General features: G+C 71.6%; 18 protein-coding genes. 10 read left to right on the top strand and 8 right to left on the bottom strand.

Translation table 11 applies throughout. The annotated features are described in order from the left end of the window. A complete protein-coding gene (locus ABT093_RS11130) occupies nt 1-1,683 on the top strand; it encodes a glycosyltransferase family 39 protein (protein ID WP_350562768.1) in 1,683 nt (560 codons plus the stop codon). A 19-nt stretch (nt 1,684-1,702) separates the two neighbouring features. Here ABT093_RS11130 and ABT093_RS11125 read toward each other — a convergent pair whose 3' ends face one another. Beyond that, nucleotides 1,703-2,197 carry a GNAT family N-acetyltransferase gene (locus ABT093_RS11125; protein ID WP_350562766.1) on the bottom strand — a complete coding sequence of 165 codons (495 nt, stop codon included), beginning with the start codon at nt 2,195-2,197 and terminating at the stop codon, nt 1,703-1,705. After that, nucleotides 2,140-2,499 (bottom strand): hypothetical protein, encoded by a 360-nt coding sequence (locus tag ABT093_RS11120; RefSeq protein ID WP_350562764.1) that lies wholly within the window; start codon nt 2,497-2,499, stop codon nt 2,140-2,142. Before ABT093_RS11120 ends, ABT093_RS11125 begins: the two co-directional genes overlap by 58 nt. 93 nt (nt 2,500-2,592) lie before the next feature. Between ABT093_RS11120 and ABT093_RS11115 the strand changes: the two genes are divergently transcribed. Then, nucleotides 2,593-3,564: a helix-turn-helix domain-containing protein gene (locus ABT093_RS11115; protein WP_350562762.1), complete on the top strand. Its 972-nt coding sequence runs from the start codon at nt 2,593-2,595 to the stop codon at nt 3,562-3,564. 19 nt (nt 3,565-3,583) lie between these two features. Here the strand turns inward: ABT093_RS11115 and ABT093_RS11110 are convergent, their stop codons facing one another. The 4 genes from ABT093_RS11110 to ABT093_RS11095 form a co-directional block, all read right to left on the bottom strand. Beyond that, nucleotides 3,584-4,399: a histidine phosphatase family protein gene (locus ABT093_RS11110; RefSeq protein ID WP_350562760.1), complete on the bottom strand. Its 816-nt coding sequence runs from the start codon at nt 4,397-4,399 to the stop codon at nt 3,584-3,586. A gap of 167 nt (nt 4,400-4,566) precedes the next feature. Further along, entirely contained in the window at nt 4,567-6,117 is a 1,551-nt protein-coding gene (mctP, locus tag ABT093_RS11105) for a monocarboxylate uptake permease MctP (RefSeq protein ID WP_502884195.1), read from the bottom strand. 59 nt (nt 6,118-6,176) lie between these two features. Next, complete coding sequence (locus ABT093_RS11100) at nt 6,177-6,458, bottom strand: DUF3311 domain-containing protein (RefSeq protein WP_350562756.1); 282 nt, start codon at nt 6,456-6,458, stop codon at nt 6,177-6,179. Nucleotides 6,459-6,749: 291 nt separating this feature from the next. Beyond that, complete coding sequence (locus ABT093_RS11095) at nt 6,750-7,541, bottom strand: GntR family transcriptional regulator (RefSeq protein ID WP_350562754.1); 792 nt, start codon at nt 7,539-7,541, stop codon at nt 6,750-6,752. 337 nt (nt 7,542-7,878) lie between these two features. Between ABT093_RS11095 and ABT093_RS11090 the strand changes: the two genes are divergently transcribed. From ABT093_RS11090 to ABT093_RS11060, 7 genes are all read left to right on the top strand, one after another. Beyond that, the gene (locus ABT093_RS11090; protein ID WP_350562752.1) at nt 7,879-9,180 is read left to right on the top strand and encodes an extracellular solute-binding protein; all 1,302 of its coding nucleotides are present in this window, start codon (nt 7,879-7,881) and stop codon (nt 9,178-9,180) included. A gap of 90 nt (nt 9,181-9,270) precedes the next feature. Further along, a complete protein-coding gene (locus ABT093_RS11085) occupies nt 9,271-10,299 on the top strand; it encodes a carbohydrate ABC transporter permease (protein ID WP_502884192.1) in 1,029 nt (342 codons plus the stop codon). Then, the gene (locus ABT093_RS11080; RefSeq protein ID WP_350562748.1) at nt 10,296-11,123 is read left to right on the top strand and encodes a carbohydrate ABC transporter permease; all 828 of its coding nucleotides are present in this window, start codon (nt 10,296-10,298) and stop codon (nt 11,121-11,123) included. Before ABT093_RS11085 ends, ABT093_RS11080 begins: the two co-directional genes overlap by 4 nt. 6 nt (nt 11,124-11,129) lie before the next feature. Continuing rightward, on the top strand, nt 11,130-12,683 hold the full coding sequence (locus ABT093_RS11075) for a glycoside hydrolase family 3 protein (protein WP_350562746.1): 1,554 nt from the start codon (nt 11,130-11,132) through the stop codon (nt 12,681-12,683). Between the two features lie 448 nt (nt 12,684-13,131). Beyond that, entirely contained in the window at nt 13,132-14,427 is a 1,296-nt protein-coding gene (locus tag ABT093_RS11070) for an extracellular solute-binding protein (RefSeq protein WP_350562807.1), read from the top strand. 238 nt (nt 14,428-14,665) lie between these two features. Continuing rightward, the gene (locus ABT093_RS11065) at nt 14,666-15,718 is read left to right on the top strand and encodes an SIS domain-containing protein (protein WP_350562744.1); all 1,053 of its coding nucleotides are present in this window, start codon (nt 14,666-14,668) and stop codon (nt 15,716-15,718) included. A 416-nt stretch (nt 15,719-16,134) separates the two neighbouring features. Further along, on the top strand, nt 16,135-17,655 hold the full coding sequence (locus tag ABT093_RS11060) for a sensor histidine kinase (RefSeq protein WP_350562742.1): 1,521 nt from the start codon (nt 16,135-16,137) through the stop codon (nt 17,653-17,655). A gap of 399 nt (nt 17,656-18,054) precedes the next feature. Here ABT093_RS11060 and ABT093_RS11055 read toward each other — a convergent pair whose 3' ends face one another. Next, the gene (locus ABT093_RS11055; RefSeq protein ID WP_014138019.1) at nt 18,055-18,306 is read right to left on the bottom strand and encodes a WhiB family transcriptional regulator; all 252 of its coding nucleotides are present in this window, start codon (nt 18,304-18,306) and stop codon (nt 18,055-18,057) included. Between the two features lie 369 nt (nt 18,307-18,675). Then, complete coding sequence (locus ABT093_RS11050) at nt 18,676-19,647, bottom strand: diacylglycerol/lipid kinase family protein (protein ID WP_350562740.1); 972 nt, start codon at nt 19,645-19,647, stop codon at nt 18,676-18,678. Between the two features lie 50 nt (nt 19,648-19,697). Here ABT093_RS11050 and ABT093_RS11045 point away from each other — a divergent pair, with 50 nt between their 5' ends. Beyond that, nucleotides 19,698-20,126 carry a hypothetical protein gene (locus ABT093_RS11045; RefSeq protein ID WP_350562738.1) on the top strand — a complete coding sequence of 143 codons (429 nt, stop codon included), beginning with the start codon at nt 19,698-19,700 and terminating at the stop codon, nt 20,124-20,126. The last annotated feature ends 74 nt before the right edge of the window (nt 20,127-20,200 follow it).

Genomic DNA, 20,200 nt, shown 5'->3' with positions numbered 1-20,200 from the left:
ATGACCACCCCGATCAAGGCGACGGGCGGGGCGGCGAACCTGCCGCCGCGGCCCGGCCACCCGCCGATACCCCCGTTCCCGCCCGCCCCGGCCGCGCCGCCCGCCCCGGCCGCGCCGCCCGCCCCGGCGGTGGCGCCGGGCGACGGCGAGCGCGCCGTCCCGCCGTGGCGCGCCGCGCTCGCCGTCGCCCTGCCGCCGGCGCTGCTCACCCTGGCGCTCTGCCTCTACGGCATCGGGGACCGCCAGCTCTGGCGGGACGAGCACGCCTCCTGGTGGGCGGCCGACCTCTCCTGGTCGGACCTCGGCGCGCTGACCGGCAACATGGACCTGGTGCTGGCGCCCTACTACGTGCTGCTGCACCTGTGGATCGCGGTCGCGGGCGACTCCGAGGCCGCGCTGCGACTGCCCTCGGCGCTCGCCATGACCGCCGCCGCCGGCTGCGTGGCCCTGCTCGGCCGGCGCCTGCTCTCGCCGCGGGCCGGACTGCTCGGGGGCCTGCTGTTCGCCGTCTGCCCCGCGATCACCTGGTACGGCCAGGACGCCCGGCCGTACGCCTTCGCCGTGCTGGCGGCCGTCGGCAGCACCCTGCTGCTCACCCGGCTGGTCCAGGACCGCCCGGGAGCGGTGCCGGCCGCGCCGCGCGCCGTGCTGCTCGCCTGGGCCGGCTACGGGCTCACCGTGGTCGCCATGGGGCTCACCCATGTGGTGACGCTGATGGTGCTGCCCGGCCACCTGCTGCTGGTGGCCCGCGAGTTCCGCCGCGCGCCGGCCGCGGCGGACGACGGCGGCGCCCGCTGGGTGCTGCTCGGCCGGTGGGCGCTGGCCTCGGCGGGGGCGGTGCTGCTGCTGAGCCCGCTGCTGCTGCTCGGCGCCGGGCAGAGCGGGCAGATCGCGTGGAACGAGCGCGACTGGGACGACCTCGGCGCGCTGGTCACGGACCTGGCCGGGTCCGCCGCGCTCGGCTGGACCCTGCTGGTCGTGGGCGTGCTGGGGGCGGTGAGCCTGCTGGTGCTGCGCCAGCAGGGCGCCGGTCTGCTGATCTGCTGGGCCCTGGTGCCGGTGCTGCTGACCCTGGGGACCGCGCACTGGCTGCACCTGTTCCTCGCCCGCTACCTGCTCTTCACGGTGCCCGCCTGGGCCCTGCTGGGCGCCGAGGCGGTCGGCCGGCTGCCCGGCCTGGTCTCCCGGTTCACCGCCTCGGGGACGCCGCCGCGCTGGGTGGCCGGACCGGCTCCGCTGCTGGCGGCCGTCGCGCTGGCCGCCGCGCTCGCCGCGCCCGCCCAGGCGTCGGTGCGCGCGGACCTGCCCGGCGAGGCGGACGCCCGGGCCGCCGCCCGGCTGATCGGCGGGGGACTGCGCCCGGGCGACGGCGTGGTGTACGAGCCGGGCAGCTCGCTGCGCCGGTCGCTGGCCTACGAGCTGCGCGGCCGGCCGGCGCCCGCGGACGTCCTGCTGCGGGTGTCCCCGGAGCGGGCCGGCAGCTTCGGCGGGCTGGAGTGCGAGGAGCCGGCCCGCTGCCTGGCCGGCACCCGGCGGGTCTGGCTGCTGGTGTCCGGCACCGACCGCCGGCCGTTCGGCGCCGTCTCGGACAAGCTGGCCAAGGAGCTGAACGGGTTCCGCGTGGTCCGCACCGAGAACGTGCCGCACCTGCGGGTGGTGCTGCTGGAGCGCAAGAGCGGGTGACCGGTGGCCGGGCGAGCGGTCAGAAGGCCAGGCTGTAGACCATCAGCTCCAGGCCCGGGACCGGCGACCAGTCCCGCTCCGGGGCGCGGCGGAAGCCGACCCGCTCGTAGATCCGGTGCGCGGCGGTCATCTCCGGCTGGGTGGAGAAGGCCATGCCGCTCAGGCCGAGTTCGCGGCTGCGGGCGAGCGCGGCGCGTACCAGGGCCTCGCCGGCACCCCGCCCGCGGGCGGCCGCGGCGGTGGCGAGCATCCGGATCTCGCCCTCCTCGGGGGTGGCGATGTCCGCCCACCGGGTGCCGCCGACCGCGAAGGTCACGGAGCCGAGGACCGTCCCCCCGGCCGTGTCCACCGCCACGAGCAGTTCGGCCTCGGCGGCCCGGGTCGCGGCGTCGCGCAGCCGGTGCACGTACTCGCTCCCGGGCGAGGTGAAGCCGTCGCCGACGAAGGCCTCGACGGTTATGCGGCCGGCTTCCTCGAACTCCTCGGCGCGGGCCGGGCGGATGACGATGTCCATCCGGCCAGTGTGCCGGAATCGCACGGGACGGAGCTGAGCGGGGTGCGGGCCTCCGCTTCGGTGGCGGTGACGGTGACGGGGGTGACGGGGTCGGCGGACGGGCGGAGCGAGGCGGCGGGCAGGGTGCCGTAGAGCCGGTCGGGCAGCGCGGGGTCGTCGGGGTAGCCGCCCGGACGGTGCCAGTTGTCGCGTCCGGTGGCCTTCTGCTGCGCCACCTCGCGGCCGATCAGGGCGCCGAGCAGGCCGAACCCGCCGACGGCGCCGAGCAGGGCGAGTGCGCTGGCGAGCGTGTCGGAATCCATGGCTCCACCTTCGCCGCGGAGCCGGGCCGGGGCGAGTGGCAGGAATGCCCGATCACATCGAAAAACTGCCAGCGGGCGGGCTACCCTGGCGGCATGCTGAAGAACGTCGTGGCCGTGGTCATGGAGGACGTCCACCCCTTCGAACTCGGCGTGGCCTGCGAGGTGTTCGGCCTGGACCGGACCGAGGACGGGCTGCCCGCCTACGACTTCGCGATCGCCGGCGCCCGGCCGGGCCCGCACCGCACCCACGCCGGCTTCGCCGTGGACGTCCCGCACGGGCCCGAACGGCTCGCCGCCGCCGACCTGGTGGTGGTCACCGCCACCTCGCTGCGCGGGGAGTACCCGGAGCCGCTGCTGGAGGCGCTGCGGGCGGCCGTGGACGGCGGCGCCCGGGTGCTGTCCATCTGCAGCGGCGCCTTCACGCTCGGTGCCGCCGGCCTGCTGGACGGCCGCCGGGCCACCACGCACTGGCGGTACACCGCCGATCTGGCCGCCCGCCATCCGAGGACCACCGTCGAGCCGGACGTCCTCTACGTGGACGACGACCCGGTGATCACCTCCGCCGGCACGGCGGCCGGCATCGACGCCTGCCTGCACCTGGTGCGTAAGCTGCAGGGCGCCGAGGTGGCCCGGGGGATCGCCCGGCGGATGGTGGTGGCGCCGCACCGGGAGGGCGGGCAGGCCCAGTTCGTGCACCGGCCGCTGCCGGAGGGCGACGGCGAGTCGCTCGCCCCGCTGCTGGACTGGTTGCGCCACCACCTGGACGAGGAGACGACCGTCGAGCAGCTGGCCGCCCGGGTCCACATGTCGCCGCGCACCTTCGCCCGGCGCTTCCACCAGGAGACCGGCACCACCCCGCACCGCTGGCTGACCGGGCAGCGGCTGCTGCTCGCCCAGCGGATGCTGGAGTCGACCACCGAGCCGGTGGACGTGATCGCCGCCCGCTGCGGCTTCGGCAACGCGGCCACCCTGCGCCACCACTTCGGCCGCCGGCTGGGCACCACGCCGCTGGCCTACCGCCGTTGCTTCGCCGAGCCCGCCGCGGCGGTCGCCGCCCGGGTCTGAACCACCCGGACCGGCCGGCTCAGCCCGCGTCCTCCAGGTGCCCGGTCTGGTTCCAGCGGTCCGGGCGCAGCCGCCCGCCCTCGGCCCGCCAGACGCTCGCGGAGCAGTTGCGCACCGGCTCCAGCGCGGTCAGCTGCTCCTCGGTGAGCCGGTCCAGCACGTACCGGAGCATGAGCACCGTGCAGTCGTGCGCGACCACCAGGACCGGCCGCCCGGCCTCCTCCGCGCAGATGTCGCGCAGCACGCTGCGCACCCGCAGCGCCACGTCGGCCCAGGACTCGCCGCCGGGCGGGCGGTAGTACAGCTCGCCCATCTTGCGCCGCCGGGCGGCCTCCTCGGGGTGCCCGGTCTCGATGGCGGCCTTGGGCAGCATCTCCAGGATGCCGAGCTCGCGGTCGCGCAGCCGCTCGTCGTAGCGGACGGCGAGCGAGACCGGGACGGAGCCGAGCCCGGCGGCCTGGGCGAGCGCGATCCGGGCGGTCTCGGTGGTGCGGACGTAGGGCGAGCACCAGACGCTGCGCGGCCGGTCGGCGCTGGGCAGGGCGGCCCACCAGCGGCCGAGCGCGTGGGCCTGCTGCTGGCCGTGCAGGGAGAGCGGGATGTCGGCGTCCCGGCTGCTGATCGGCACGCTGAGCGCGCCGGCCGCCTCGGCGAGCTGGAACTCGACGTTGGCGGTGGACTCGCCGTGGCGGGTGGCGATCAGCACGGAGGGGAGCGGGGGCAGCCCGGTGGCCGCCGGGGCCGCGGCGGAGCCGGCCCCGCGGTGCGGGGCGGTCGGCCGGTGCCGTCCGTCGGTGTGGTGCTGGCCGTTGAGGGTGGTGCCGAGTTCTGCCATTGCCGCCGCTCCCCGTGGGTCGATCAGTTGCCGGCCGGTTGCCGGTCCGGTCTGGTTGGTGCCCTGAGTGTGGTGCCCCATGCACCCGGCTGTTCATACATATGATCGCGCCGCCCCCTCCAGTGTTGACTGAGGAGACGGCGCGACCACAGGGCGTGCAGGGCGTATCAGTGCGCCGGTACGGGCTCCGGCGCGTTCTCGGGCTCCTCCTCGCCCCTCTCGGCGCTGTAGTCCCCCGGACGGGTCTCGTCCGGTCCGTCCGGCGCCTTGACGGCGCGCAGCACCAGGGTGAGCACCACCGAGACCAGCAGATTGAGGACGAAGGCGGTGAGCCCGATGTAGCCGATCTCGCCGATGCCGGGGATCTCGGCGGCGTTCCCGCCGAAGTGCCTGGTCTTGGGGCTGGCGATGCCGTAGGCCACCCAGGTGCCGTAGACCATGCCGGCCGCCCAGCCGGCGAGCAGCGCCCAGTGGTGGAACCAGCGGGTGAACAGGCCGCCGACGATCGGGACGAAGGTCTGCAGGATCCACAGGCCGCCGAGCAGCTGGAGGTTGATCGCGGCCTGCTTGTCCATGCCGAGCACGAAGACCAGCGCGCCGACCTTGACCAGCAGCGAGACCAGCTTGGCGACCCGGGTCTCGTCCGCCGGGGTGGCGGTGGGCCTCAGGTACTCCTTGTAGACGTTGCGGGTGAACAGGTTGGCCGCCGCGATGGACATGATCGCCGCCGGGACGAGCGCGCCGATGCCGATCGCCGCGAAGGCGACGCCGGTGAACCAGTCGGGGAACATGTTCTCGAACAGCTGCGGCACCGAGAGCTGGGTGTTGAAGTTCTTGTCGCCCTTGCCGATCCCGGCCGCGATCGCCATGAAGCCGAGCAGCGCCAGCAGCCCCAGCATCAGCGAGTACGCGGGCATGATCGCCATGTTCCGGCGCACCGTGTTGCGCGACTTGCCGGCCAGCACACCGGTCACCGAGTGCGGGTACAGGAACAGCGCCATCGCCGAGCCGAGCGCCAGCGTGGCGTACGTCCACTGCTTGTTCTCCGGCAGGGTGAGCGAGCCGCCCGACTTGGGGGCGCTGAACCGCTCGCCGACCGCGTCGAAGATGTGGCCGTAGCCGCCGAGCCGGATCGGGATGTAGATCACCGCGACGATGATCACCAGGTAGACCAGGGTGTCCTTGACGAACGCGATCAGCGCCGGCGCGCGCAGGCCCGAGGAGTAGGTGTAGGCGGCGAGCACGCCGAAGGCGATGAACAGCGGCAGGTCCTTGACGAACCAGTTGGCGTTCTCGCCGCCGCCGACGCCCAGCACGTCCAGTACCGCCTGGATGCCGACCAGCTGGAGCGCGATGTACGGCATGGTGGCGAGGATGCCGGTCAGCGCGACCACCAGGGACAGCGGCCGGGAGCCGTAGCGCCCGCGCACGAAGTCGGCCGGGGTGACGTAGCCGTGCACCCGGGAGACCGACCAGAGCCGGGGGAGGAAGAGGAAGACCAGCGGGTAGGCGATGATCGTGTAGGGGACGGCGAAGAAGCCCGCGGCGCCGGTCGCGTAGACGGCGGCGGGCACCGCGACGAAGGTGTACGCGGTGTAGAGGTCGCCGCCGAGCAGGAACCAGGTGATCCAGGTCCCGAAGCTGCGCCCGCCGAGGCCCCACTCGTCCAGATGGAGCGCGTTGTCGGCCCGCCGCCACCGGGAGGCGAGGAAGCCCATCACGGTGACCAGCAGGAAGAAGAGGACGAACACCGACAGCGCCGGCACGTTGACCCCGTTCACCGGGCGCCACCCGCCTTCCGCGCCCCGGCGGCCCGGCGGGCCTTCTCGTCCCGGTTGACCAGCAGGTAGGCGGCGACCGTGAAGACCGCCGAGACCGGCACCCAGAGCAGCTGGTACCAGTAGAAGAAGGGGACGCCGCCCGCCTCGGGCTCGGGCTTGTCGTACGAGCCCACCCAGAGCATCGCGACGATCGGCACCAGCAGGGCGAGCGCGGCGAGCACCCGCTCGGGGGTCACCACCGGCAGGCCGGCGCCGCCGGGCTCTTCTGGCTCGGGCATGACAGGTCGGTCGGTGTGCTCTGACGACATGGGTCGGCTCCGCTTCGGAGGATTCACCTCGCCGGCGCCGCAACCCCGGGGGAGCCGCGCACCCCCTGGGTCCGCCGAGCAGCACCACTGGTGATCGGCAGTCAGTACGGATGCGGAATCTATGGCATCACGTGATCCGTGTCACCGGATCCGGGACAACTTCCCGAAATCCGGACACCCCGCGCGCCGGGACAACACAACGGGCCCCGGCGCGCGCTCCTCGCGCGCCGGGGCCCGGGCGTGTGCGGGCGCCGGGCCGGACTACTCCGGCCGCTTCAGGCGGGTGATGAACTTGTAGCGGTCGCCCCGGTAGATGGAGCGCACCCACTCGACCGGGTTCCCCTCCGGGTCGAAGGAGTGCCGGGCGAGCTGGAGCATCGGCAGGCCGAGGTCGGAGCCGAGCAGTCCGGCCTCGCGCGGGTTGGCGAGGGTGGTCTCGATGGTCTCCTCGGCCTCGGCCACGGTGACCCCGTAGACCTCGCGCAGCGCGGTGTACAGCGAGTTGTGCTTGGCGAGGTTGCGGCGCAGGGCCGGGAAGCGCTTGGCGGACAGGTGGGCCACCTCGATGGCCATCGGGTCGCCGTTGGCCAGCCGCAGGCGCTCGATCCGCAGCACCCGCCCGCCGGGCTTGATGTCCAGCAGCGGGGCCAGCCGGTCGTCGGCGGAGATGTAGCCGATCTCGATCAGCCGGGAGGTGGGCTCCAGGCCCTGGGCGCGCATGTCCTCGGTGTAGGAGGTGAGCTGGAGGGCCTGGGCGACCTTGGGCTTGGCGACGAAGGTCCCCTTGCCCTGGATGCGCTCCAGCCGGCCCTCGACGACCAGCTCCTGCAGGGCCTGGCGGACCGTGGTGCGGGAGGTGTCGAACTGCGCCGCCAGGGCCCGCTCGGGCGGGACCGGGGTGCCGGCGGGCTGGGTCTCGGTGAGCTGCAGCAGATGGCGCTTGAGTCCGTAGTACTTCGGTACCCGGGCGGTGGGGTCCGCGCCGCCCTGGGGGGCGATGTTCTTCGCCAGGGGGTCGTTGACCTGGGCCGTGCTGCCCCCGTCGGTGCTCATCGGACCTGTCTCCCGCTTCTCGCAGGGCCCTCCGGGAGCCCCACCGCCTCATTAACAGCTCACATCGTTGCATGTATGGCTACGGAACGAATACCTCATCACGCGATGAACGATGTGCGGTGTCGGCTTGATAACGGGTGGTCCGGATCGGTCGAACAGCCGTTGACAGGCCCATTGGTCTAGGCCAAGCTCCAGGCATCTGGTCTACACCACTAGGCCGGTCACTATGAATCCCCCCACCCGTTCGCTGGAGTCCGCGGCACCATTCCTCCCACTTCGCGTGGGTATGCCGCTGCCACCCGACGGGGGTAACCAAGGCATCCCTCAGGAGGATGGCGTGAAGCGTCAGCTCATCGCGGCGGTCGGCGTCGCGGCCATGGTTGTTGGTCTCGCGGCCTGCGGCTCGGACGCCAAGAAGGACGAGAACAACAACGCGTCGGGCAACTCGTCCACTGCGGCCGACGGCGGCAAGAAGGACTACAGCGGCAAGACGCTCAAGGTGTGGCTGATGACCGGCTCCGCCCCCAAGGGCTGGGACGAGGCGGTGAAGACCGAGTTCGAGACCACCTACCCGGGCTCCAAGGTCGAGTACCAGATCCAGGAGTGGACCGGCATCGGCCCCAAGGTCACCGCCGCGCTGTCCGAGGGCTCCGTCGACGTCCTGGAGATCGGCAACACCCAGACCGCCGGCTACGCCTCCACCGGTGGCCTGCTGGACATCACCAAGGACAAGGCCGCCCTGGGCGGTGCCGACTGGGCCCCGAACCAGAGCGAGTCCGCGATCCTGGACGGCAAGCAGTACGCCGCCCCGTGGTTCGTGACCAACCGCGTGGTCTCCTACAACAAGGACCTGTGGGCCAAGGCCGGCCTGACCACCACCCCGAAGACCCTGGAAGAGTTCTACACCGCCCTGGACAAGCTCAAGGCCACCCAGGGTGTCGCCGACCCGATCTACATGCCGGGCCAGGAGTGGTACGTCTACTTCGGTCTGCTCACCAGCGAGGGTGGCAAGCTGGCGAAGAAGGAGGGCGACAAGTGGGTCGGCGGCCTGTCCAGCCCCGAGGCGCAGAAGGCCTTCGACACCTACAAGAAGCTCCAGAGCTACTCGGTCCTGGGTGGTAAGGACAAGGACGAGGCCAAGCCGCAGCAGAAGGACATCTTCGGCCAGGGCGACATCGGCTCGATCATCGGCCTCGGCTGGGAGCTCCCGGACGAGAAGGCCATGGCCAAGGACAAGATCGGCTTCTTCCCGCTCCCGGGCAAGACCGCCGACAAGCCCTCCGGCGTGTTCCTCGGTGGCTCGAACCTGGCCATCGCCCAGGCCAGCAAGAACTCCGACATGGCCAAGGACTTCCTGAAGATCGCCCTGAACGACAAGAACGAGGGCGCGGTCGCCGCCTCGGGCCTCATCCCGAACAAGGCCTCGCTCAACGACAAGGTCGTCGGTGACTTCGCCTCCGCCGCGAAGCTGGCCTCCGGTGTCGGTGGCATCACCCCGACCCACCCGAACTGGGCGAGCGTCGAGAACGACCCGAACCCGATCAAGGAGTTCCTGACCTCGGCCCTGACCGGCGACTACGCCACCGCGGCCAAGAAGGCGGACGACGAGATCGCCAAGCGTCTCAACGCCAAGCAGTAAGCAGTCGAGCGGCGTCGCTCACCGGCTCCCGGCGGGGGGCCGGTGGGCGGCGCCCGTCCGTCGTGGTCGGGTTGTTAGGAAGAGAGAACGATGGCTGTGCATTCGGAGCGGGTGCAGACACAGTCCCCGGATTCAGGGAAGGGCGCTGTGGCCACTATTGAGACGGGTGCCGCGCGCGGTGGCGGCTCCGGCACCCCGAAGAAGAGCGCCAGACCGGCGGACGGCCGGAGCCTGGGCTCCCGGTTCGCGCCGTACCTGCTGCTCCTGCCGGCCACCGTGGCCACCCTGGGCCTGTTGGGCTGGCCGCTGCTGAAGACCGTCCTGGTGTCGTTCCAGAACCTGAACGCGCGCCAGCTCGTTCAGCACCTGACGGAGTGGAACGGCTTCGAGAACTACACCGAGCAGCTGTCCGACCCGGAGTTCTGGTCGGTCACCGGCCGGTCGGTCGCCTTCACGGCGCTCAACGTCTTCCTGATCATGGTGGGCGGCGCGCTGGTCGGCCTGCTGCTCAACCGCCTCGGCAAGAAGATGCGGCTGCTGCTGTCGATCGGACTGCTGCTCGCCTGGGCGATGCCGGTGGTCGCCTCGACCACCGTCTACACCTGGCTCTTCGAGACCAACTTCGGTGTGGTCAACTGGCTGCTGGACACCCTGGGCTGGCACTCGATGGCCGCCTACAACTGGACCGGCACCCAGTACTCGACCTTCTTCGTGATCCTGCTGCTGCTGGTCTGGGGCTCGATCCCGTTCGTGGCGTTCAACATGTACGCGGCGCTGACCACCATCCCGAAGGAGCTCTACGAGGCGGCCCGGATGGACGGCGCCGGCCCGGTCAAGATCTTCACCGCGGTGATGTTCCCCAATCTGAAGCCGTTCTTCCTGGCCACGACCTTCCTTGAGGTCATCTGGATCTTCAAGGCCTTCACCCAGATCTACGCGATCAAGGCCGGAGGCCCCGACGGGCTCACCCGCACCCTCCCCATCCACGCGTTCCTGGAGGGCTCCGGCCGCCAGCACTACGGCACCGGTGCCGCGATCGCGGTGCTCACCATCCTGATCCTGGGCGTCCTGATGGCGTACTACTTCCGGATCATTCTGAAGCAGGAGGACGAGCTGTGAGGCGCTCGCTCATCGGACGCACCTGGCCGAACGTCATCGCGGTCGTCCTCTTCGTCTTCTTCGCGTTCCCCGTCTACTGGATGATCAGCACGGCCTTCAAGCCGACGAAGGACATCGTCAGCAAGACGCCGGTGTTCATCCCGTTCGAAGCGACCCTGGAGCACTTCAAGACCGCGGTCAACGTGCCGAAGTTCTGGACGTACACCGCCAACAGCTTCATCGTCACGGTCCTCGCGGTGGCGATCTCGCTGGTGATCGCGACCCTGGCGTCCTTCGCCATCGCCCGGATGAGGTTCCGCGGCCGCAAGACCTTCGTCCTGGTCATCATGGCCGCCCAGATGGCGCCCTGGGAGGTCATGACCATCGCGGTCTACCTGATCTCCCGCGACAACGAGATGCTGAACAGCCTCGTCCCGCTCACCGCCTTCTACATGATGATGGTGCTGCCCTTCACCATCTGGACGCTGCGCGGCTTCATCGCCGCGGTGCCGAAGGAGCTGGAGGAGTCGGCGATGGTCGACGGCTGCACCCGCACCCAGGCCTTCGTGAAGGTGATCTTCCCGCTGCTGGCGCCGGGCCTGATGTCCACCTCGCTGTTCGGCTTCATCACGGCCTGGAACGAGTTCCCCCTCGTCCTGATCATCAACAAGACCGACGGCCAGACCCTGCCGCTGTGGCTGTCCTCCTTCCAGACCGCCTTCGGCAACGACTGGGGCGCCACGATGGCGGCGTCGACGCTGTTCGCCCTCCCGGTGCTGATCCTGTTCGTCTTCCTGCAGCGCAAGGCGGTCGGTGGCCTCACCGACGGCGCCGTGAAGGGCTGATCCCCCGTGAGTATCCTCGTTCCCACCCTCCCGGCCTCCGACCAGCTGCACCGTGACGCGCTGACCGTCCTGCAGCCCGGCTTCGTCGGCACCGAGCCGCCGGAGTGGCTGCGCCGCCACCTGGCGGCCGGCCTCGGCTCGGTCGCGCTGTTCGACCGCAACGTGGCCGACCTCGGCCAGCTCGCCGCGCTCACCGCCGCGCTGCGGGCCGAGAACCCCGACCTGCTGATCGCCATCGACGAGGAGTCCGGCGACGTCACCCGGCTGGAGGCGGGCTCCGGCTCGTCCTGGCCGGGCAACCTCGCCCTCGGCGCCATCGACGACCCGGCGCTGACCCGCGACGTGGCCCGCGAGCTGGGCCGCGCGCTGGCCGCGGCCGGCGTGAACTACAACTGGGCGCCCACCGCGGACGTCAACTCCAACCCGCGCAACCCGGTCATCGGCGTGCGCTCCTTCGGCGCCGACCCGGAGCTGTGCGCCCGGCACACCGCCGCCTGGGTGGAGGGCCTGCAGTCGGCCGGTGTCGCGGCCTGCTCCAAGCACTTCCCGGGCCACGGCGACACCGCCGTCGACTCGCACCACGGCCTGCCGGTCATCGACGTCGACCTGGACGTGCTGCGCGCCCGCGACCTGATCCCGTTCCAGGCCGCGATCGCCGCCGGGACCAAGGCCGTGATGACGGCCCACATCATGATCCCGGCGCTCGACCCCAGGCTGCCCGCCACGCTCAGCCCCACCGTGCTGCGCGACCTGCTGCGCGCGGCCCCCGAGGACGGCGGCCTGGGCTACCAGGGCCTGATCGTCAGCGACGCCATCGAGATGGGCGCCATCGCCGACACCTTCGGCATGGGCGAGGGCACCGTGCTGGCCCTGGCGGCCGGCGCGGACGCGATCTGCGTGGGCGGCGGCCTGGCCGACGAGGACACCGTGCTGATGCTGCGCGACGCCATCGTGGCGGGCGTGCAGTCCGGCCGGCTCCCGGAGGAGCGGCTCGCCGACGCGGCCGCCCGGGTGCGCGCGCTCGGCAGCTGGGGCCGGATCGCCGCCCAGGGCGAGCGGCCGGAGGCGGACCTCGCGGTCGGCCTGCGGGCCGCCCGCCGGGCGCTGCGCGTGGTCCGCGCGCCGGGCCACGAGCCCCTGCCGGTGACCGAGCGCCCGTTCGTGGCCTCGTTCTCCGCCGAGCCGAACATCGCCGTCGGCGACGTCACCCCGTGGGGCGTGGCCGGCATGCTGGCCGACCGCTTCCCGGGCACCCGGACCCGCGAGGTCGGCCCGGAGATCGCCGAGGCCGGGGCGCTGGACGCGCTGGTGTCCGAGGTGCTGGCCGGTGCCGCCGACCGCCGCCTGGTGCTGGTGGTCCGCGACGCGCACCGGCACGAGTGGATGGCGGCCGCGCTGGCCCGCCTGGTGGCGGCCCGTCCGGACGCCGCGGTGGTCGAGATGGGCCTGCCGCAGTCCGAGCCGGTGGGCGCGCTGTACATCGCCACCCACGGCGCCGCCCGGGTCTGCGGGCTGGCCGCCGTCGAGGTGCTCACCGGACAGCCGGGGGCGATCGGCTGAGTCCACGTCGGACCGTGACACCGGGTGCCGGGAGGCATCCGCCCAGCGGGCCCGTCATGCGCATGGCGCATGGCGGGCCCGCTCTGTTTCCACGGCTTTATGACGCCGTGTGACCTGCGGTTTCCCGACCTGACGATGTTCCCTCAAATCGCCCTTAAGGCAGCCTTAAGTTCTACATAGGGTCACCGTCGGGCGACTGATCGCCACGCGGTACAACAGGTCTGCAACGGCCATGGCCGCCAGGCCATTTGGCGTTGACACCAACTGTGGTCTAGGCCAGGCTCCAGTCCATCCGGTTCGAATTTCAATTTGCCCGGATGTGGTATTGGCCCACCCCTAAGCTCTTCGCCGCCCCTCCCCGGACACCGTCCTGTCGGGCACCAGCGCGCTGCCGGCGGGCACAGGCTCCCCAACACCCTCGGAGGATGGCGTGAGAAAGCGTCGGTTCATGGCGACGGTCGGCATCATGGCCCTGGCCGTCGGGCTGACGGCGTGTTCGTCGGGCGGCTCGTCGTCGGACGGCACCAAGACCGCCTCGGCGGACCCGCAGAACGCGACCGGCACCGTCACGGTCTGGCTGATGGACGACGCCCAGAAGAACTGGCCCGACCTCGTCCAGCGGGTGAACGACGAGTTCGCCGCCAAGTACCCGAAGGCGACCCTCAAGCTCGCCTACCAGGGCTGGGCCGACAAGGTGGCCAAGCTCGACAAGGCGATCGCCGACGGCGCCGCCCCGGACGTGGTCGAGCTCGGCAACACCGAGACCATGAAGTACGTGCTGTCCGGCGCGCTGGCCCCGGTGGAGCGCAGCAGCTTCGACAACTCCGACACCTGGATCAAGGCGCTCGCCAACACCTGCACCTACCAGGACAAGCTCTGGTGCGTGCCCTACTACGCGGGCGCGCGGGTCGCCATCTACAACTCCGCGGCCTTCCAGCAGGCCACCGGCAGCGCCGAGTTCCCCAAGACCGAGGACGAGCTGCGTGCGGCGCTCGACAAGATCGCGGACAAGAACAAGGCCGACCGGACCTTCTCCCCGCTCTACCTGCCCGGCCCGTACTGGTACGCCGCGATGAGCTACGTCTCGGCGTACGGCGGCGCCATCGCCCGCTTCGACAGCGGCGGCACCTGGCACGGCACGCTGAGCGACCCCAAGTCCCAGCAGGGCATCAACCACTTCGTCGAACTGGTGCGCAAGTACAACAAGGGCGACCTGTCGCAGAACGAGCAGAACCAGTACGAGGCGATGGCCCGCGGCCACGCGGCGTCCTTCTACGGCAACGGCTACGAGGCGTCCAGCGTCGCCGCGCCGGTCACCGGCGACCCGAGCCTCAAGGACTCGGTCAAGGTCGCCACCATGCCCGGCCCGAACGGCAAGCCGCTGCCGACCTTCATCGGCGGCTCGGCCCTCGGCGTCACCGCGAAGTCGCCCTCGGTGGACCTCGCGACCGACTGGGTCCGGATGTTCACCAGCGCCAAGTCCGAGCAGGCGCTGGCCGACAAGGACATCCTGCCGAACAACCTCACCCAGCTGAACCCGCTGAAGAACAAGCCGGCCACCGCCGCCGCGGCCAACGCGGTGCCGGACGCCTGGTTCACGCCGCTGGCCCCCGGCTGGGGCCTGGTGGAGAAGCAGAAGATCCTGCCCGACATGCTGAACGCCATCCTCAAGGGCAAGCCGGTGGACCAGGCCACCAAGGAGGCCGACGCCGCCATCGACCAGCTGATCAACAAGGCGGGCTGAGCCGCCGCCGCCCCGGGACGCCGGAGCCCCTCCCCGCACCGCCGGGAGGGGCTCCGCGCACCGCCGGGGCCCCGGGACCTGCCCGAAGGCCCTCCTCGGATGTGCCCAGGGCGGACGGCCCCCGTAGGATTGCCGCAGCATTCACCGCAGCGAGTGTGCGGACTCGCCGCCGTAGAGGTCCCCGCCGGGCATTCCCGTCCGGTCGGGGTGGAACCATCTCATCGGAGGCCCACCCACGATGTCCGACACGCAGACCGTCCCAGGCCGGATCATGGCGGCGGAGATGGCCGAGCAGCCGGCCGTCCTGCAGCGCATCCTCGACGAGGGCGCTCCCAAGATCTTCGAGATCGCGTCCCGGATCGCCGCCCGCAACCCGCGGTTCGTCCTCCTGACCGCGCGCGGTACCTCGGACAACGCGGCGCTGTACGCCAAGTACCTCATCGAGATCCTGCTGGGCAAGCCGGCCGGCCTGACCTCGATGTCCACCACCACCGCCTACGGCGCCAAGCCGGACCTGACCGACGTGCTGGTGATCACCGTCAGCCAGTCGGGCGGCTCGCCGGACCTCGTCGCCTCCACCAAGGCGGCCCGTGAGGCCGGTGCCATCACCCTGGCGGTCACCAACAACGCCGGCTCGCCGCTGGCCGAGGTCTCCGAGTTCCACATCGACGTGCTGGCCGGCCCGGAGAAGGCGCTGCCCGCCACCAAGACCTACACCGCCGAGCTGCTCGCCCTCTACCTGCTGGTCGAGGGCCTGCGCGGCGGCGACGGCGCGGCCGCCAAGGGCCTGCCGGAGCTGGCCGCCGGCGTCCTGGCCCGCCAGGGCGAGGTCAAGGCCCTGGCCGAGCGCTACCGCTTCGCCCAGCGCCTGGTCATCACCTCGCGCGGCTACGGCTACCCGACCGCCCGCGAGGCGGCGCTGAAGCTGATGGAGACCACCTACATCCCGGCCTCCCCGTTCTCCGGCGCCGACCTGCTGCACGGCCCGCTGGCCATGGTCGACAACGTCTCCCCGGTCATCGCGATCGTCCCGGACGGCAAGGGCGGCGAGGCCCTGCAGCCGGTCCTCGACCGCCTGCGCGGCCGCGGCGCCGACCTGGTCGTGGTCGGCCAGCAGGCGCAGGTGGAGGCCGCCTCGGCGGGCTTCGCGCTGCCGGCCGGCGTGCCCGAGGAGGTGCAGCCGATCCTGGAGATCCTGCCGCTGCAGCTGCTGGCCTACGAGGTCACCATCGCCCGCGGCCAGGACCCGGACGCCCCCCGCGCGCTCGCCAAGGTCACCGAGACCCACTGACGCGCCCCCGGCAACGCCCGAGCCCCCGTCCACAGCCTGTGGACGGGGGCTCGGGCGTTGTCGAGTCCTGGAGCGGGCCCGGAAACGGGGCCGGAAAGCACTTCGGGCCACGGTGCCGACACGGGACCCTCAACCCATGCGGCTCCGCGGCCCGGAGCTGTCGTCGGGCGCCGGTGACGATCGAGAACTGTGCGGGGTCCTCGTTCGGCGGCGTCCGACCGAGGAGGGGCATCGCGCGGTCAGGGCAGTTGCGCGGGTGCCTCTCCTTGGTGCCCCTTCATTGTGGACTAGACCAATCTGGGTTGTCCAGGCCTCCCCGAAAATTGGTCTGGACAACATGGGGGAGGGGTGGGCGGAGCCGCCGGTCGGGGGGTGCGCGGGGCCCGTCCGAGCCCCCCTGGAGCTACGCTCGCCCTGTGCCCTCGCTGAACGAACTCGTCCGCCGCCACACCACCCTGACCGGTGCCGATGTGGAGTGGCTGCACATGCTGGTCTCGGAGTGGCAGCTGCTCTCCGACCTCTCCTTCGCCGACCTGGTGCTCTGGATCCCCACCTGGGACGGCATCCGGTACGTCTCGGTCGCCCAGATGCGCCCCAACACCGGCCCCACCTCCTACCAGGACGACATGGTCGGCCACCTCGTCCCGCGCGGCCGCCGCCCGCTGCTGGACGCCGCCTACGACGAGGGGCGGATCGTGCGCGAGGGCGACCCGGAGTGGCGTGAGGAGGTGCCGGTCCGGGTCGAGTCCATCCCGGTGCGGCGCGAGGGCAAGGTGCTCGGCGTGATCGCCCGCAACACCAACCTGCTGACCGTGCGCACCCCCAGCCGGCTGGAGCTCACCTACCTGCAGAGTGCCTCCGACCTCGCCCAGATGATCGCCGCCGGCACCTTCCCCTACCCCGGCGTCGAGCAGGCCGACATGGACGCCGCACCGCGGGTCGGTGACGGCCTGATCCGCCTGGACGCCGACGGCACCGTCACCTACGCCAGCCCCAACGCGCTCTCCGCCTACCACCGGCTCGGCCTCACCACCGACCTGGTCGGCAGCCACCTCGGCCGGACCACCGCCGACCTCGCCCCGCCCTCCCGGGCCGCCGTGCACGAGGCGCTGGTGAAGCTGGCCAGCGGCTGGGCCCCCCGGCAGACCGAGATCGAGGCCCAGGGCGGCGTGGTCACCCTGCGGGCCATCCCGCTCAAGCCCAAGGGCACCCTGACCGGCTCCCTGGTGCTCTGCCGGGACGTCACCGAGCTGCGCCGGCGCGACCGCGAGCTGATGACCAAGGACGCCACCATCCGGGAGATCCACCACCGGGTGAAGAACAACCTGCAGACCGTCGCCGCGCTGCTGCGCCTGCAGTCCCGCCGGATGGACTCGGAATCCGGCCGCGCCGCCCTGGACGAGGCGGTGCGCCGGGTCGGCTCGATCGCGATCGTGCACGAGACGCTCTCCCAGGCGCTGGACGAGCAGGTGGCCTTCGACGAGATCGCCGACCGGGTGCTGGCGATGGTGATGGAGCTGTCCCAGGACGGCCGGGTGGCGACCCGCCGCAGCGGCAGCTTCGGCATCCTGTCCGCCGAGGTGGCCACCCCGCTGGCGATGGTGCTGACCGAGCTGCTGCAGAACGCGCTGGAACACGCGTTCGGTCCGAGCGCCTCCGGCAATCTGGAGGTCAGCGCGCTGCGCGGGCGGGCGCCGGCCACCGGCATGGGCTGGTCGGACAGCTGGAACGGCGGGGCCAGACCGGAGGAGTACCTGCTGATCACGGTGCAGGACGACGGCAGGGGCATGCCCGAGGGCTTCGACCCGCAGCAGGCCGGCAACCTCGGGCTGCAGATCGTCCGGACCCTGGCCACCGGGGAGCTGGGCGGCACCTTCGACATGGTGGCCGGGCCGGACGGCGGCACCAAGGTGGTCCTGGAGATCCCGGTGCGCTGAAGCGTGCGGGGGGCGTACGTCCGGTGCGAGCGCCGGCCGTACGCTCCTTCACCACCTCTACTCGGTGGCGGAAGTCCGGCGGCAGAAACAGAAACGAGGCCCTGTCGACCGGGGGGGGTGGGTCGACAGGGCCTCTCAACCCGTTCCGGCCGTCGGGGGGAGTCGGCCGGAACGGGGGCTCTGGGTGGTGCGACACAAGCCGGTGCGTTGCACACGGTGAGCGCCACAGCTCCACGATATTGCTCTAAGTGAACAGTATCAAGTGGCTGGGCGGGCCGGTGTCGCGGGACCTCGTCGATCAAGGCCCTTTGTACGGAAGGCTTCACCAGGAGGTGCAGGGGAAGCCTGTGATCATGTGTTGATCGGTTCTACGGTTACTGCTGGTACTACGGCGTGTGATCAGGCGGTGCGGGCGCGGTTGCGGGCGGCACGACGCTTCATGGCGCGGCGCTCGTCCTCGCTCATGCCGCCCCAGACGCCGGCGTCCTGGCCGGTCTCGAGGGCCCACTGGAGGCACTGCTCCATGACCGGACAGCGGCGGCACACGGCCTTGGCTTCCTCGATCTGCAGCAGAGCAGGACCGGTGTTCCCGATCGGGAAGAACAGCTCCGGGTCCTCTTCGCGGCAGACAGCGCGGTGGCGCCAGTCCATGGTCGTCCAACTCCTCCTGCCGGCGGGGGTTGCCCGGTCGGCACATCGATGGTCCTTGTGAATGTGAACGCTTTCACGAATCCCGCAACAGCAAAAGAGACCAAAGGCCCATCGGGCCCGGGAGGTCTGTGCTGGGGAGGGATTCGGCGATTCGAGGGACACCCCGCGGTCGGCCCCCCAGGTTTCGAGGGTTGCCGTCGCTGCGATGTGTCCCGATCGCCATGTAGAGGTTCGCAAACCTCGGGCCCGGATACAACCCCCTTCAGGGAGGAATTTTGGATTCTTCGGTGTCGCCTAGCTCACAGCCGGTACTTCTATGGAGTGAAGGGGGCTTGTGCGTTCGAGAAGAAGGAGGAACGGCCCTTCTAGTCACACAATCACACGCAGTGCCCGCCGTACGCCTGTGAAACTGACGCGACTCCTGGATCCAAGGTGGTCCCCGTCGACCTGGAACGGGACCGGTTCCTCCGAAACCAAGGTGAAGTGCCGGACGTCGTGATAGGAGACGACATGCTTCCCGGAAGGGCCGTCCGGAGTGCCCCCGTCGCTCGAAGGACCGTGCGACCGCAGGATCTGACGGACCGTTCGAGCGGTGCCGAACGCCGTCATCCGGGTGATGCCGAAGACATCGAGATCCGCGTCGAAGGAGGCGCGCGGCGAGGGGTAGACGGGGCGGTTGCCCAGGAACGTCCACGGCGAGGTGTTGCTGACTATCGCCAGCACCAGGCCCGGCACCGGCTCGCGGCCCGCGAGCGCCAGCGAGACCGGGCCTGATCTGCGCTGCTCACGTTGGGTGACGAAGTGCCGGAGCGCCTGGGTGACGTAGAGCGCGTGCGTGGACTTGCGCCCCGCCCGGCGCTGCTCCTCGACCCGGCCGACCACGCCGGCGTCGAAGCCGAGGCCGGCGGTGAAGGTGAACCAGCGGTCCGGCAGCCCCTCGGTCATCGCCTTGCCCAGCCCGATCGGCCGCTCGCTCCGGTGCTCCAGCGCGTTCAGCAGGGCGCCGGTGGCCTCCACCGGGTCGTTCGGCAGGCCCAGGGCGCGGGCGAACACGTTGGTCGAACCGCCGGGGACCACCGCGAGGCGCGGGACCCGGTCGCCAGGGCCGTGCGAGAGCAGCCCGTTGACCACCTCGTTGACGGTGCCGTCACCGCCCAGCGCCACCACCAGGTCGACCGCGCCGTCCTCGACGGCCTCGCGGGCCAGATCGCGCGCGTGGCCGCGGTACTCGGTCTGCGCCACCTCCAGCTTGAGGTCGCTGCGCAGGGCGTGGATCAGGACGTCCCTGGTGCGACCGCTGGTGGTGGTCGCTTTCGGATTGACGACCAGGAGAGCGCGCATGGGCCCAGCCTACGGGTCGGTACGGACCAACCGGCGGCTACCCTGCTGGAGTGACCGCAGAATCCTCCGCACCCGTACCCGCGCCCGGCGCCGGCCGGCCGGCCGCCCTCACCCTGGGCGCCGCCATCACCGCCGTGGAGGGCGCCGTGCTGGCCGTCGTCGGCGTCTGGGACATGGTCGCCGCCCTGTCCGGCCAGTCCAAGCAGCTCGCCCTGAACGAGTTCGGCGGCCTGGTGATCGTGCTGCTCGGCGTGCTGCCGATCCTGGCCGCCCGGGCACTGCTGAAGACCCGCCGCTGGGGCCGCAGCCCCGCCGTGCTGACCAACTCGATCTGCCTGCCGGTCGCGTACTACATGTGGCAGAGCGGCGGGGCGATGGCCGGTGTCGGCGTGGTCGTCGGCCTGCTGGGCCTGGTCGGCATCGGCGCGCTGCTCAGCCCGAAGGCGACGGCGGCCCTCTACGCTCCGCACGAGGGCTGAGCGCGGAGGGCCACCGCCTTCCACCACTTCTCCACGACCCGACGGCCGCCGCTGAGCGGCCGTCGGTCGTCTGC

The sequence above is a fragment of the Kitasatospora sp. NPDC002551 genome (assembly GCF_040296005.1).
Taxonomy (GTDB): domain Bacteria; phylum Actinomycetota; class Actinomycetes; order Streptomycetales; family Streptomycetaceae; genus Kitasatospora.
The sequence above is the reverse complement of the archived record's forward strand: the minus strand, read 5'-3'. Positions and strand labels throughout refer to the sequence as shown.